Annotated in this window: 11 protein-coding genes; 6 read left to right on the top strand and 5 right to left on the bottom strand. The window is 67.3% G+C overall.

The window, feature by feature from the left end:
- The first annotated feature begins 95 nt into the window (after positions 1-95).
- Genes DN824_RS12255 through DN824_RS12230 form a run of 6 tightly spaced genes read left to right on the top strand, consistent with a single transcriptional unit; the run spans position 96 to position 6,887 of the window.
- A complete protein-coding gene (locus tag DN824_RS12255) occupies positions 96-1,055 on the top strand; it encodes an AAA family ATPase (protein ID WP_138408688.1) in 960 nt (319 codons plus the stop codon).
- Positions 1,055-2,026 carry a DUF58 domain-containing protein gene (locus tag DN824_RS12250; protein ID WP_138408687.1) on the top strand — a complete coding sequence of 324 codons (972 nt, stop codon included), beginning with the start codon at positions 1,055-1,057 and terminating at the stop codon, positions 2,024-2,026. The genes DN824_RS12255 and DN824_RS12250 overlap by 1 nt, the downstream gene beginning before the upstream one ends.
- The gene (locus DN824_RS12245; protein ID WP_138408686.1) at positions 2,023-2,523 is read left to right on the top strand and encodes a DUF4381 domain-containing protein; all 501 of its coding nucleotides are present in this window, start codon (positions 2,023-2,025) and stop codon (positions 2,521-2,523) included. The genes DN824_RS12250 and DN824_RS12245 overlap by 4 nt, the downstream gene beginning before the upstream one ends.
- Positions 2,516-3,532 (top strand): vWA domain-containing protein, encoded by a 1,017-nt coding sequence (locus DN824_RS12240; RefSeq protein ID WP_138408685.1) that lies wholly within the window; start codon positions 2,516-2,518, stop codon positions 3,530-3,532. Before DN824_RS12245 ends, DN824_RS12240 begins: the two co-directional genes overlap by 8 nt.
- Complete coding sequence (locus DN824_RS12235; RefSeq protein ID WP_138408684.1) at positions 3,529-5,259, top strand: VWA domain-containing protein; 1,731 nt, start codon at positions 3,529-3,531, stop codon at positions 5,257-5,259. Before DN824_RS12240 ends, DN824_RS12235 begins: the two co-directional genes overlap by 4 nt.
- Positions 5,256-6,887, top strand: coding sequence for a BatD family protein (locus tag DN824_RS12230; RefSeq protein WP_138408683.1), 1,632 nt, complete (start codon positions 5,256-5,258; stop codon positions 6,885-6,887). The genes DN824_RS12235 and DN824_RS12230 overlap by 4 nt, the downstream gene beginning before the upstream one ends.
- Before the next feature lie 121 nt (positions 6,888-7,008).
- Here the strand turns inward: DN824_RS12230 and DN824_RS12225 are convergent, their stop codons facing one another.
- The 5 genes from DN824_RS12225 to DN824_RS12205 form a co-directional block, all read right to left on the bottom strand.
- Positions 7,009-9,381: an efflux RND transporter permease subunit gene (locus DN824_RS12225; RefSeq protein ID WP_138408682.1), complete on the bottom strand. Its 2,373-nt coding sequence runs from the start codon at positions 9,379-9,381 to the stop codon at positions 7,009-7,011.
- Between the two features lie 20 nt (positions 9,382-9,401).
- Positions 9,402-10,493 (bottom strand): YCF48-related protein, encoded by a 1,092-nt coding sequence (locus tag DN824_RS12220; RefSeq protein WP_138408681.1) that lies wholly within the window; start codon positions 10,491-10,493, stop codon positions 9,402-9,404.
- A 226-nt stretch (positions 10,494-10,719) separates the two neighbouring features.
- Positions 10,720-13,380, bottom strand: a complete 2,661-nt coding sequence (gene pepN, locus DN824_RS12215) for an aminopeptidase N (protein ID WP_138408680.1) — start codon at positions 13,378-13,380, stop codon at positions 10,720-10,722.
- Between the two features lie 103 nt (positions 13,381-13,483).
- Complete coding sequence (locus tag DN824_RS12210) at positions 13,484-14,311, bottom strand: DUF2797 domain-containing protein (protein WP_138408679.1); 828 nt, start codon at positions 14,309-14,311, stop codon at positions 13,484-13,486.
- The gene (locus tag DN824_RS12205; protein ID WP_138408678.1) at positions 14,311-14,577 is read right to left on the bottom strand and encodes a YeaC family protein; all 267 of its coding nucleotides are present in this window, start codon (positions 14,575-14,577) and stop codon (positions 14,311-14,313) included. The genes DN824_RS12210 and DN824_RS12205 overlap by 1 nt, the downstream gene beginning before the upstream one ends.
- Positions 14,578-14,665 lie beyond the last annotated feature (88 nt).

Here is a 14,665-nt window from a genome sequence, read left to right as displayed (position 1 = left end):
GAACCGCACGACCGGGCGCCCGACCGCAGCGTCGACCACCCCGCCGCGTCAGCGCACCGCCGATTGCCCGTAGCCCCTTTGGAAGTGACGAAACGATGGACCACCGTGAAGCGATCGTCTCGCTGCGACAGTTTCTCTCCACGCAGATTCTTGGCCAGGACCGGCTGATCGAACGTCTGCTCATCGCCCTGCTCGCCGACGGCCACATGCTCGTCGAAGGCGCCCCCGGCCTTGCCAAGACCCGCGCCATCAAGGAGCTCGCCGAGGGCCTCGAAGCGGAATTCCACCGCATCCAGTTCACCCCCGACCTGCTTCCGGCGGACATCACCGGCACCGAGATCTACCGTCCCGAAACCGGCAGCTTCGTGTTCCAGCAGGGTCCGATCTTCCACAACCTGGTGCTGGCCGACGAGATCAACCGCGCGCCCGCCAAGGTGCAGTCGGCCCTGCTCGAAGCCATGGCCGAGCGCCAGGTCAGCGTGGGGCGCAGCACCTACGACCTCTCTCCGCTGTTCCTGGTGATGGCGACGCAGAACCCGATCGAGCAGGAAGGCACCTACCCGTTGCCCGAAGCCCAGCTCGACCGGTTCCTGCTGCACGTCAAGCTCGGCTTCCCCGACGCCTCGGTCGAGCGCCGCATCCTCCAGCAGGCACGCGGCGAGGCCATCAATGGCGAAACCGCGCCGGAGCACCGTGTCAGCCAGCAGTCTATCTTCGCCGCACGCAAGGAAATCCTCGGCCTCTACATGGCCGATGCGGTGGAGGAATACCTGGTGCAGCTGGTGATGGCCACGCGCACGCCGGCCAAGTTCGACGCGGAGCTGGCGGAGTGGATCGCCTACGGCTCGAGCCCGCGCGGCTCCATCTCGCTGGACCGCTGCGCACGTGCCCATGCGTGGCTGGCCGGACGCGATTTCGTCAGCCCCGAAGACATTCAGGCCGTGGCCTTCGATGTCCTGCGCCATCGCCTGATCCTCTCCTTCGAAGCCGAGGCGGCGGGGATCGACCAGGACCGGGTCATCCAGCGCATTCTCGACGTGGTGGCGGTGGCCTGATGCACCAGGCCGCCAACGGCATGCCGGATGCCGGGGAAGCGAGCACGGCCGACGGCATTCACGTGACCCTGGCCGAGCTCATCGACATCCGCCACCGCGTTCGCGAGGTTCCGCTGTTCTCGCTGCCGCACCGGCGCAGCCCGCTGGTGGGCCTGCACCACTCCAAGCTGCGCGGTCGCGGGGTGGATTTCGACCAGGTACGGGTCTATCAGCCCGGCGATGACGTCCGCACCATCGACTGGCGCGTCACCGCACGCACCCAGGAGCCCCATACCAAGCTCTTCCACGAGGAGCGCGAACGGCCCATCTATATCCTCGTCGAGCAGAGCCACGCGCTGTTCTTCGGCACCGGGCTCGCCTTCAAGTCGGTACTCGCGGCCAGGGCCGCCGGGCTTATCGCCTGGGCGGCCCTGAGCCACAACGATCGCGTCGGCGGGCTGGTATTCGGCTGCAACGAGCATCACGAGATCAGGCCACGACGGCGCAAGCAGAGCCTGCTGCAGCTGCTCGATCGCCTGGCGCGCGCCAATCAGCGCCTCGATTGCGACATCGAGCCCAACCCCGAAGCCTTCGGCATGGCGCTTCGTCGCGCCCGGGAAGTGCTGCGACCGGGCAGCCTGGTGGTGGTCCTGTGCGACGAGCGATCGCTGAACGACGCCGCCGAACGACAGCTCAGCCTGCTGGCACGCCACATCGACCTGCTCCTGCTGCCGCTGTCCGACCCGCTGGACCATGCCCTGCCCGCCGCCGGCCTGCTGAGGTTCGCCAGCCGGGGCGCCCGGCTCGGGCTCGACAGCGGCGATGCCGAACTGCGCCAGCGCTATCGACGCCTCGGCGAAGCTCGCACGGCGCGCTGGCAACGGCTGGCGAAACGGCTCTGCGTACCGCTTTTGCCGCTCAGCACGTCCGCCGAACTGGTCGATCAGTTGCGCGAGCACCTCAGCGTCCGGGACAGGGTCAACAACCGATGAACCCCCTCGAACAGCTGGCGCCGCCGATCCAGCCGGCTCCCGTGCCCTGGTGGCCGCCCGCGCCCGGCTGGTGGCTGCTGGCACTGCTGCTTCTGCTCGGCATCGGCCTGCTGTGGCGCTACCGCCACCGGCTCTTTTCGCGGCGCAGGCAGCCACGCGCGGAGCCCGCGCCGGCACTGGCACCGCAGCGCGTGGCGGCGCTGGAGGAACTTGCCCGCCTGAGCCGCCCCTACGATGGCGCCCCCGCCAGCCAGTGGCTGCAACAGCTCAACGCCCTGCTCAAGCGGCTCTGTCGCGCCCAGTATCCCCAGGCGCACCCACACACCATGAGCGGCCGCGCCTGGCTCGCCTTCCTCGACAACCGTTGCCCGGCCGCCGGGCTGACACGCTGGATGGTGCTGGTCGATGGTCCCTACCGCGCCGAATGCCGCATGGAAAACAAGGCGATCGACGGCTTGAACCAGGCTGTCGAAATCTGGATTCGCAAACATGTTTGAACTCGCCTGGCCGTGGATCTTCCTGCTGGCGCCCCTGCCCTGGCTGATGCGCCGCCTGTTGCCGCGCGCCGACAGCGGCGAGGCCGCGCTCCGGGTGAGTTTCATCGACGAACTCGAGCAGCTCTCCGGCCAGCGTGCCCGCATCGCCCTGCCCCCGCTGATACAGCAGCTGCCCTACCTCACCCTGTGGCTGTTGCTGCTGTTCGCCGCTGCGCGGCCCCAGTGGCTCGGTGAGCCGCTGCCCCAGGCCACCACCGGCCGCGACCTGTTGCTCGCCGTGGACGTGTCGGGCTCGATGGACTACCCCGACATGCGCTGGCAGAACGAAGACATCACCCGCCTGGAGCTGGTCAAGCAGCTGTTCGGCGAATTCATCGAAGGGCGTCGCGGCGATCGGGTCGGCCTGATCCTGTTCGGCAGCAAGGCGTACCTGCAGGCCCCGCTGACCTTCGACCGGCGCACCGTGCGGACCTGGCTCGAGGAGTCCATGGTCGGGATCGCGGGCAACACCACCGCCATCGGCGACGCCATCGGGCTTGCCGTGAAGCGCCTGCGCGAAAGGCCGGCCGACAGCCGGGTGCTCATCCTGATCACCGACGGAGCCAACAACGGCGGCGAGATCGAACCACTGGTGGCGGCGCGCCTGGCCGCCGATGAGCACGTCAAGATCCACACCATCGGCATCGGCGCCGATCCGCAGAACGACGGCGCGCTGGGCCGCTTCGGCTTCAGCACGGGCCTGGACCTCGACGAGCCGACGCTGCGCCTGATCGCCGAGCGCACCGGCGGCGAATATTTCCGTGCCCGCTCCAGCGAAGAGCTGCGGGACATCGGCCGGACCCTCGATCGGATCGATCCGGCGGCGCAACAGCCGACCCAGGCCCGGCTGACCGACGAGCTGTATTACTGGCCGCTGGCCGCCGCGCTGCTCATCAGCCTGCTGCTGGTGATCGCTCGGCTCTGGCAGGCGCCGCTGCAGGCCGCGTTCGCACGCCGGGGGTCACGATGAGCGACCTGCTTCCCCACCTGCTGCGCCCCGGCTGGCTGCTGATCCTGCCGCTCCTGGGCTGGCTGCTCTGGCGGCTGTGCCAGCGCCAGCGCCGGACAGGACGCTGGCAACGTTTGCTCCCCGAACGCTTCCACGCCCCGCTGCTGACCCAGGGCCGCCTGCATGACAGCCGCCTGCCATGGGTACTGCTGGGCGCCGCCTGGCTGCTCGCCGTGCTCGCCCTGCTCGGGCCGAGCTGGCAGCTGCTCGAACAGCCGACGCTCAAGCGCGCCGATCCGCTGGTGGTGCTGCTCGAAGTCAGCCCCGAGATGCTCGCCGCCGACGTGCCCCCCAACCGGCTGGAGCAGGCCAAGCGCAAGCTGCTCGACCTGCTCGAAGCGCGCCGGGGGGCGCAGACGGCAGTGGTGGTGTTCGCCGGCAGCGCCCACACGCTGGTACCGCTGTCGGATGACCTTGCGACGACCCGCAACCTCCTCGGTGCGCTGCAACCTTCGCTGATGCCCGAACCGGGCCACCGCGCCGACGCTGCCGTGGCGCGTGGCCTCGAGCTGCTGGAGCAAGGCGGCCAGCCACAGGGGCGGCTGCTGCTGATCGGCAGCCGACTCGACGCCGATGAACGCACGGCCATCACCGCCCTCCTCGGCGGCAAGGGCGCCCGCCTCGCGATTCTCGGCGTCGGCACCGAAGAAGGCGCGCCGATCGCCCAGGCCGACGGCAGTTTCCTCAAGGATGCCCAGGGCTCGATCCTGGTGCCGAGACTGGACAGCCACGGCTTGCGCCAGTTCGCCTCCAGCCTCGGCGGCGGCTACCAGCAGGCCCGCATCGACGATGCCGATCTTGCCGCCCTCGGGCTGCTCGAGGCGAGCGGAAGCCTGGAGCGGCAGACCGAAACCACCCGCCTGAGCGCCTGGTCGGACCAGGGCTACTGGCTGCTGTTGCCGCTGTTGCTGCTCGCCGCCCTGGGCGGACGGCGCGGCTGGCTGTTCTGCCTGCCGCTGCTCCTGTTCAACCCAGCGCCGGCCCAGGCCTTCGAATGGAACGATCTCTGGCTGCGCCCGGACCAGCAGGGTCAGCACCTGCTCGAACAGCAGCGTCCGGCCGAAGCCGCCGAGCGCTTCGCCGACCCGCGCTGGCGGGCCCTGGCCCACTACCTGGCCGGAGACTACGCGGCGGCGATCGAAGGTTTCGCCCTAGGCGACAGCGCTGCCGATCATTACAACCGAGGCAACGCACTGGCCCGCAGCGACGCGCTCGAAGCGGCCATCGAAGCCTACGACCAGGCCCTGGAGCGCCAGCCGGACCTGGCCCAGGCGCAACGGAACAAGGCGCTGGTCGAAGAGCTGCTGCGCCAGCGCAAGGAGCAGCAGGCGGCCCAGGAGCAGCAACCCGGCCAGTCCGACGACCCGGACAGCGAGTCCGACAAGAGTCCGGCGCAGAATGCCCCGGCACAGAGCGGCAACAGCCAGGACAGCACGGCTCCGCCCCCCGAAGCCGGCCAGCCGGACGATCCCGCCGATGCATCGCCCGCCACTCCCGAACAGCGGGCCCGGGCCGAGGACCCCGACCAGGCTGCATCGGGCGCTGCGAACGCCGATCGCCTGCCGGGCGACGGCGAGGTCCGCCAGGCCACCGAACAATGGCTGCGGCAGATTCCCGACGACCCGGGCGAGCTGCTGCGCCGCAAATTCCTTTACGAACAACGCATGCGCCAGGGAACCCGTCCATGACCCGCCTGATGGTCCTTTTTCTCATGACCCTGCTGAGCTGGCAGGCCGGCGCGGCTTCGCTGATCGCCAGCGTCGACCGCAACCAGCTGACCCTGGGCGAGACCGTCGAACTGGCCCTCGAGGTGCAGGATCGCACCCTGTTCGGCAAGCCGGACCTGGAGCCGCTCAACGAGCTGTTCGAGGTCGTGGCGACGCGCCAGGTCAACCAGTTGGCCACCGTGCGCGGCGAGACCCGTGCCGTCACCCGCTGGCTGGTGACCCTGCAGCCGCGGCAGACCGGCTATGTCGTCGTGCCGCCGCTGAGCCTGGGCGATGCCCGCAGCGAGCCGGTCACCCTGCGGGTGCTGGAAAGCGCGCCGCGCGACGAAGTGGCCCAGCTCGCCCCGGTGTTCATCGACGCCAGCCTGGATCAGGACAGCGTCTATGTGCAGGCCCAGGTGACGCTGACCCTGCGCATCTACCATTCGGTTTCACTGTATGACGACAGCACCCTGTCGCCACTGCAGATGGACGACGCGCTGGTCGAGCGGCTCGGCGATCCGCGTACCTACGAGAAGAACATCAACGGCGTGCGCCATGGCGTGATCGAGGTGCGCTACGCCCTGTTTCCGCAGAAGAGCGGCGAGCTGACCGTGCCCTCGCAGCTGTTCAGCGCCACCACCGTGGCCGCGGCAAGCGATGGCCACTCGCTGTTCGGCGCCCGTCCCGGGCGGGCCACCCAGGTCAAGTCGCCGTCGATTCCGCTGACGGTACGCCCCAAGCCCGCCGAATACCCCGCCGACGCGCCCTGGCTGCCGGCCCGGAGCCTGAGCCTGGTCGAAGCCTGGACCCCGGAGCCGGAGAACGCCCGAATGGGCGACTCGCTGACCCGCAGCCTGCTGATCCGCGCCGAAGGGCTCTCCGGCAATCAGCTTCCGGTCATCACCCCGCCGGTTCCCGCAGGCATTCGGCGCTACCCGGACCAGCCCAAGCTGGCCAACGAAGTCACGGCGACCGGCCTGACCGGCAGCCGCGAGCAGCGCGAGGCGCTGGTGCCGAGCCAGCCCGGCGCGATCGAGGTGCCAGGCTACGAGCTGGTCTGGTGGAACACCCTGGAGGATCGCCTCGAACGCATCGAACTGCCGAGCCGGCAGATCCAGGTCGCCGACAATCCCGAGTTGCGCCAACCGCCGATACAACAGGTCGAGGCGCTACCGCTGGAGGAACAGCCCGCGCTCTGGCCCTGGCAACTGAGCACCGCCCTGCTCGCCTGCACCAGCCTGATCGGCTTCGGCCTCTGGTGGCGCGCCCGCCGGCAGCCCGCGGTGCAACGCAGCGCGCCGGCCGGCCCCAGCCCACGCAGCCTGCTCGACGACCTGCGGCGCGCCTGTCTGGCGAACGACTCGCAGGCCACGCGCCAGGCCCTCGACGCCTGGGCACGCCAGCAACCGGAAACCCTGGCCGACATGGCCGCCCGCTTCGTACCGCTCTCCGATGCGCTGGACGGGCTCAACGGCGCACTCTACAGCGAGACCGGCCAGCACTGGCAGGGCAGCGCCCTGTGGCAGGCGATCCAGGCCCTGCCACCGCTCGGGGGCAACGCCGGCGAACAGGAGCCGCAGGCGCTGCCACCGCTTTATCCTCGCTGAGCACACCGCTCGCTGACCGCGGCCTGCCTCGAGTGCCGGTGCCAGCCCGGCCCTCGCCGGCCCGCGAACGGGCAAAAAAAACCGCGGCCCTCAGGCCGCGGTCGTTCCCTCGTCTACGTGATCAACCCGCCACGGATGTCCGGGCCTCGGCGGCCAGCTTGCGCGGCTTGATCAGGAAGCGCGCCAGCGCCGGCAGCAGCCAGATCGCGCCGATCATGTTCCAGAGGAACATGAAGGTCAGCATCAGCCCCATGTCCGCCTGGAACTTGATGGCCGAGAACACCCAGGTCACCACGCCGATGGCCAGGCAGACGCCGGTGAACAGCACCGCCTTGCCGGTGGACTTGAGCGTCTCGTAGTAGGCCTCCTGCAGCGACAGCCCCTGGCGCAGGAAACTCTCCAGGCGGGTGTAGATGTAGATGCCGTAGTCGATACCGATACCCACGCCCAGCGCGATGACCGGCAGCGTCGCCACCTTGACGCCGATGCCCATGAAGGCCATCAGCGCGTTGCCCAGCACCGAGGTCAGCACCAGCGGCAGCACGATGCAGAGCGTCGCCGCCAGCGAACGGAAGGTCAGCAGGCACATGATGCTCACGGCCGCGTACACCGCCAGCAGCATGGTGGTCTCCGACGCGGCGATGACCTCGTTGGTGGCCGCCTCGATACCCGCGTTCCCGGCCGCCAGGACGAACTCCAGCCCTTCGCGGTTGTTCTCCTCGGCGAATTCGCGCGCCGCGTCGACCACGTGCTGCAGGGTTTCGGCCTTGTGGTCGTTGAGGAACACCATCACCGGCGCCAGCGAGCAGTCGGTGTTGTACATCCCCTCGGCGCGTGCGATCGAACTGTTGAGCACATGGGTGTTGCGCGACAGCGTCTCCCACTTGAGGCTACCCTCGTTCATGCCCTTGATGCCCTGCCGCGCGACCGTGACCATCGACACCGTCGACTGCACGCCCGCGGTGTTCTGCATCTTCCACATCAGCTCGTCCATCGCCGACAGCGTGTCGTAGCTCGAGCAGCCTTCCGGCGCGGTACGCACCATGACCACCAGCACATCGGAGCTGGTCGAGTAGTTGCGGATGACGAAGTCGTTGTCCAGGTTGTAGCGCGAGTCCGGATGCAGCTCCGGAGCGCCCTGGTCGAGGTCGCCGATCTTCAGGTTCTGCCCGTACCAGAGCCCGCCGGCCAGCGCGAGCACGGCGATGACCACCGAGATCGGCGCCACGGTCGGACTGGCGAACCGGGACAGCGCGCGCCAGAACGGATGGTCGCGCTCGGCGTCTTCCCGGCTCTGGCGGATGGCCCGCTTGCTGATGCCCAGGTAGGAAATCGCAACCGGCAGCAGGATCAGGTTGGTGAGGATGATCACCGCCACGCCCAGCGACGCGGCGATGGCCAGCTCGCGGATGACCCCGATGTCGATCAGCAGCAGGGTGACGAAGCCGACCGCGTCGGACAGCAGCGCCACCATCCCCGGAATGAACAGCTGGCGGAAGGCCATGCGCGCCGCGGTGAGCGGGTTGCTCTGCTCGCCGGAGGCCATGGCGATGCCGTTGATCTTCTGTACCCCATGGGAAATACCGATGGCGAAGACCAGGAAGGGCACCAGCATCGAATAGGGGTCGAGCCCGAAGCCGATCGTATGCAGCAGGCCGAGCTGCCAGACCACGGCGATCAGCGTGGTGACCAGCACGGCGATGGTGCTGCGCAGGCAACGGGTGAACCACAGCAGGAGGAAGAAGGTGACGGCGATCGCGACGATGAAGAACAGCGCGACGTTGACCAGGCCGTCGATCAGGTCGCCGACCTTCTTGGCGAAGCCGATGATGTGAACCTTCACATTCGGGTTCTGCTCTTGGTACTTCTGGCGAATCTTCTCCTCGAGCTCGTGGGAGAACTTCTGGTAATCCAGGCGGATCTGGCGGCCCTGGTCTTCCGGATCGGGATAGGACTCCAGAAGCGGCACGTCGATGATGGTGGACTTGAAGTTGTTGGCCACCAGGCGACCGATCTGACCGGACTTGAGGATGTTGTCGCGCAGGTCGTCGAGGCTCTCGGGCGAACCGTTGTAGGTCTGCGGAATCACCTCGCCACCGGCGAAGCCCTCCTCGGTCACCTCCGTCCAGCGCACGCTGGGACTCCACAGCGACTTCATGTTGGAGCGGTCGACGCCATGGATGTAGAAGATCTCGTCATGGATCTGGCGCAGCGTCTCCATGTACTCCTTGGTGAAGATGTCCCCCTCCACCGCCTCCACGGAAATGCGCACCGTGTTGCCCATGTTGGCCAGGTCGTTCTGGTGCTTGAGCATGTTCTGGATATAGGGATGGCCCAGCGGAATCATCTTCTCGAAGCTGGTTTCCGGGCGGACCTGCGCGGCCTGGTAGAACAGGAACACGCTGACCAGCAGGCAGATCAGGATCACCGCCGGCCGGTTGTTGAAGATCAGGCGCTCGAGGAACGAGGCCGGTTTCTGTTGATGCTTGTTCATGCGACGACTACTCCCGGCTCTTATTGTTGTTGGGCCAAATCGGCGCCCGTTGGCGAGACGGTGCGCACACCGCCCTGCCCCACCAGGATCAGATTGCCGTCGGCCGTCGCGGTCACGCCGGCCAGGGAACGCCGGTCGGGACGGCTATAGAGGCTGAAGGTCCGCCCCTGATCGCTGCTGCTGAGCACCGCACCGGCGTGCCCGACGACGACCATCCGCCCATCCGGAAGCAGGCTGCCATCGGCCAGCCCGGCCTCCAGCGGGTGCCCGCCATCGGCGAGGGAAACCTGCTCCCAGCTGTCGCCGAAGTCAGTCGAATGAAACAGGTGGCCACGCAGGCCGAACGCCACCACGACGCCGGGCTCGGAGCCGCTGATCACGCCGAAGAAGGAGCCCTGATAGGGAGACTCGACCGTCTCCCAGGTCTCGCCCATGTCCGGCGAGCGGAACATGCTTCCCATCTCGCCGACCACGAACAGGCCGGAACCCTCGATATGGGTGATCGCGTTGAGGTGGTAGGTATCCTCGTTGTCCATGCGATCGCTGACGTCTTCCCAGCTCACGCCGCCATCGAGGGTTTCCAGCAGCGCGCCATAGGCGCCGACCGCCAGCCCGTGCTGCTCGTTCTCGAACCAGACGTCCAGCAGTGGCGACTCGCGCTCGCGCTCCTCGTACTGCCGCGTCCAGGTCTGGCCGCCGTCTTCGGTAGCAAGGATCAGCGCGTCGTGGCCGACCGCCCAGCCCTTCCTGTCATCGACGAAATACAGGGCGGTCAGCATCTGCCGGGTGGGCACCCTGGCCTGCTGCCAACGCTTGCCGTCATCGTCGGAATAGAGGATGTGACCACGATCGCCGGCCGCCACCAGCCTTTGGCCGGCACGGGTGATGTCCAGCAGCAGGCTGCTTGCCGCGCGGGCGGACTCGATCGAATAGCGGATCTCGGGATCGGAAGCGTTCTGCGCCTGGACGGACACCGCCGGGGCCAGCAGAAGCGAGAGCACGGCACAGAACGTGAACAGGCGTGACAGCGGAGTGCGGAAGCGGAGCGCCAGCGGGTGGGAAGCATCCACCGCGCGGCCGGACTGGGTGCGCCACAGAACGGGCTCACTCATACAAAACCCCCTTTATTCTTATAGGTAGGGCCTGCCGTTTCGGAAGGCTCGGCCATCCTAGCCAGCTTTGGAAAGGGGCTGCAATCGAGCGGACGTTATGTTTTGTTAAAGCGCGCCCCTGTGATTGGCGGACGATCAGCGAGGGTTATGTCCCTGCATTTCGACAGCGCGCGAAGGCTCTGGGACGGGGTGTCGGGCCGGCCACTGGTGCGGCCGGCCCGCGCATTCAGGCCAGGCTCTTGCTGACCACTTCGTAGACGTCGCTGGACAGTTCGCCGGACGCCAGGATGCGTTCCAGCTCGCCCTTCATCAGCGCCTGTCGCCCACCGTCGTACTTGCGCCAGCGCGTCAGCGGCGCCAGCAACCGCGATGCGATCTGCGGATTGAGCGCGTTGAGCGTGATGATCTGCTCGGCCAGGAAGCGATAACCGGCGCCGTCGGCACGGTGGAAGTTCACCAGGTTCTGGTTCGCGAAGGCGCCGATCAGGGCACGTACCTTGTTCGGGTTCTTCAGGGTGAACGCCGGATGCCCCATCAGCGCCTGCACCCGCTCCAGGCCACCGGGAAGCGGGCTGCCGGCCTGCACGCTGAACCACTGGTCCATGACCAGCGGATCGTCCTTGAAGTGCTCGGCGAAGGCTTCCAGGGCCTTGGCCCGCTCGGCCTCGAACGGCGAATTGACCAGCACCGCCAGCGCGTTCAGGCGCTCGGTCATGTTGTCGCAATGCTCGAACTGCTCCAGGCACGCCTGCACGACGGCGTCGCGCTCGCTGAACATGAGGTAGGACAGCGCGATGTTCTGCAACGCGCGACGGGCGAAATGCTCGGCCTGGGCGACGTAGGGCGTACGGCGGGAAATCTCGCGATTGGTCTGGTAACGCTGCCAGAGCGGCTCGAACAGCGCCTGGGCGATGGCCCGGCGCGCATGCTCGCGGGCCTGGTGGATGGCATCGACGTCAGCCACCTCGCTGATCTCGGTGAGGTAGGCCTCGCTGGGCAGCGAGAGCATCTCGGCGACCATCGCCTGGTCCAGCGAGTCGTCTTCGAGCAGCGTGCGCAGCGCCTGGATCAGTCGGTCGTCCATCGCCAGCGTCTCGCCGCGCTGCTGCTGGCCGATCAGCTCGCTCAGCACCTGCACCGACAGCTGCTGCCCGGCCTCCCAGCGGTTGAAGCCATCGGCATCGTGCTGCATGAGAAACATCAGCTGGTCACGGCTGTAGGGGAAGTCCAGCTTGACCGGCGCGGAGAACCCGCGCAGCAGCGAAGGCAGCGGCTTTTTCGGCAGGTCGACGAAGGTGAAGGTCTGCTCGGCCTCGGTGATGGCCAGCACCCGGGTACCCGCGGCGCCTTGCGCCTCGCCTTCCAGGCGCAGCGGCAGGTCTGCCCCGTCGGCACCCAGCAGCCCCAGCGCCACGGGAATCACGAAAGGCAGCTTCTCGCTCTGGCCGGGCGTCGGCGGGCAGCTCTGGCGGAACGTCAGGCTGTAGCGGCCAGCCCCCTCGTCGAACGCTTCGCTGACCTGCAAGCGGGGCGTGCCGGCCTGGCTGTACCAGCGCTTGAACTGGGTCAGGTCGACGCCGGAAGCCTCTTCCATCGCCTTGACGAAATCGTCGACGGTCACGGCCTGGCCATCGTGGCGCTCGAAATACAGGTCGGTGCCCTTGCGGAAGTTTTCCGCCCCGATCAGCGTCTGGATCATGCGCACCACTTCGGCACCCTTCTCGTAGACGGTCAGGGTGTAGAAGTTGGAAATCTCGATGAAGGATTCCGGGCGCACCGAATGCGCCATGGGGCCGGCGTCCTCGGCGAACTGGTGGGTGCGCAGGTAGGCGACGTCCTCGATGCGCTTGACCGTCGGCGAGTTCATGTCGGCGGAAAACTGCGAATCGCGCAGTACCGTGAAGCCTTCCTTGAGCGACAGCTGGAACCAGTCGCGGCAGGTCACCCGGTTGCCCGACCAGTTGTGGAAGTATTCGTGCGCGACGATCGCCTCGACCCGCTGGTGCGCGGCGTCGGTGGCGGTTTCGGCCTTCGCCAGCACGGCGCTGGAGTTGAAGATGTTGAGGCCCTTGTTCTCCATCGCGCCCATGTTGAAGTCGTTCACCGCGACGATCATGAAGATGTCCAGATCGTACTCGCGGCCGTAGACCTCCTCGTCCCAGCGCATGGAGCGCTTGAGGCTGTCCATGGCGTGCTGGCACTTGTCGATGTTTTCCGGCTCGACGTAGATGCGCAGCGCCACCTCGCGCCCGCTCAGGGTGGTGAAGCTGTCCTCCACGCACCAGAGGTCGCCGGCGACCAGCGCGAACAGGTAGGCCGGCTTCTTGAACGGGTCTTCCCAGGTCGCCCAGTGACGGCCGTCTTCTTCCTCGCCGCTGGCGAGCGGGTTGCCGTTGGAGAGCAGGATCGGATAGGCCTGCTTGTCGGCGCTGACCGTGGTGGTGAACCTGCTCATCACGTCCGGGCGGTCGAGGTAATAGGTGATCTTGCGGAACCCCTCGGCCTCGCACTGGGTGCAGAACATCTTGCCGGACTTGTAGAGCCCCTCGAGCGCCGTGTTGGTTTCCGGATGGATGCGCACCGTGCTGTCGATGACGAAGCGCTCGGCCTTCGGCTGCAGCGTCAGGTGATCGGCATCGAGCTGGTAGTCGCCGACCTGCAGCGCGGTGTCGTCCAGCGCCACGCTCAGGAGTTCCAGCTGCTGGCCGTCAAGCACCAGCGGCGGGAGGTCGCCCGAGGACCGGTCCGGGTTGCGGCGCATCACCAGCTGCGCATGGACCAGCGTGTGGTCCTCGTGCAGTTCGAAGGTCAGGTGGGTCTCGTCGATCAGGTAGTCAGGAGCCTGATAGTCCTTGAGGTGGATGACTTTCGGTTGGTCGGTGCGCATAGGATTTGGCCCTTCTTCAGGCGCTGCGCCGGATCGGGGCAGCGCGTTGGGTTTGATTCAGTCTAGGCGACGCGGCCGGCTCGGCGAGCCGGCGCATCGGGCCTCAGGCGTGCACGGCCAACTGGTAGGCCGTGTACTTGCGAACGTTGATCACGCCCGTGTCGAAGATCAGATACTGACCCTTGATTCCCATCAGCGTGCCCTCGACCACTGGCGTCTTGTCCAGATCGAAGCTGACGATCTTGGTCGGGTAGCGCTCCACCGGGTAGCGCATCTCCACCACTTCGGCGTCCGCCAGCGGCTGCACCGCCTGCAGGCCGAAGCGCTGCTGCAGGGCGGTGAGCCCCTCGGCGCAGCGGTCGAACAGCATCTCGCGGATCTCCAGCAGGTCGATCGGCTCGGCGTCTCCCTTGAGCAGGGCGCGCCAGTTGGTGCGATCGGCCACCTGGCTGCGCAGCAGATCTTCCACCAGCCCCGACTGCTGACGCGTCGCGACACGCAGGATCGGCAATGCCTGGCTGGCGCCCTGGTCCAGCCAGCGGGTCGGCAGCTGGGTGGCCCGGGTGATGCCGACCTTCACGCCCGACGAGTTGGCCAGGTAGACGACATGATCGGTCATGCAGAACGCCTGCCCCCAGTCGGCATCGCGGCAGGTGCCCAGCTCATGGTGGCAGCGTTCCGGGCTGACGATGCAGATGTCGCACTGCGGCAGTTTCTTGAAGCAGGGGTAGCAATAGCCCTGACTGAAGCTCTTGTTGGTCTTGCGGCCGCAATGACTGCAGTGGATGGCGCCCAGGTACTGCAGGCGGACCGTCTTGCCGATCAGCGGATTGACCGGCACCGTCTGGTCGTCCAGGCGGAACGCGTAGTCGACCGGTGCGCCCAGCTGGACGGACATCTTGTTGAGCGCACCACGTCCGAGCTCGAGCATCAGTGACGGGTTTCCGAGCCGGAGGTGAACAGCAGATTGGGAATCGGCTCGGACTTGGAGCTGCACTGCTGGGCGCCCATGTAGCCGGTGCGCTGCTCTTCGGGCAGGTTCTGCATTTCCCAGGCGATCATCGCCTGCAGGCAGAGCTCCTTCTGCTCGGTGGTCAGCTTGCGACCATCGCCCCATTTGCCGAGCTCCACGGCCAGCTTGAGGTTCTCGTAGATTTCGGGGGTGATGTTTTCGATGGCTTCGTTGAACGACGACATGGCCGGCTCCCAGTAGAACGAACGACCATTCTACCGGGCCGGCCGGTCTTGTGGGAGGCGAGTCCCGACGCCCTCGCTATCGCGCCGC

It is taken from the genome of Stutzerimonas nosocomialis, from assembly GCF_005876855.1.
Lineage (GTDB): Bacteria > Pseudomonadota > Gammaproteobacteria > Pseudomonadales > Pseudomonadaceae > Stutzerimonas > Stutzerimonas nosocomialis.
Note: the sequence above shows the minus strand (reverse complement) of the source record. Positions and strands in the feature narration are given on the sequence as shown.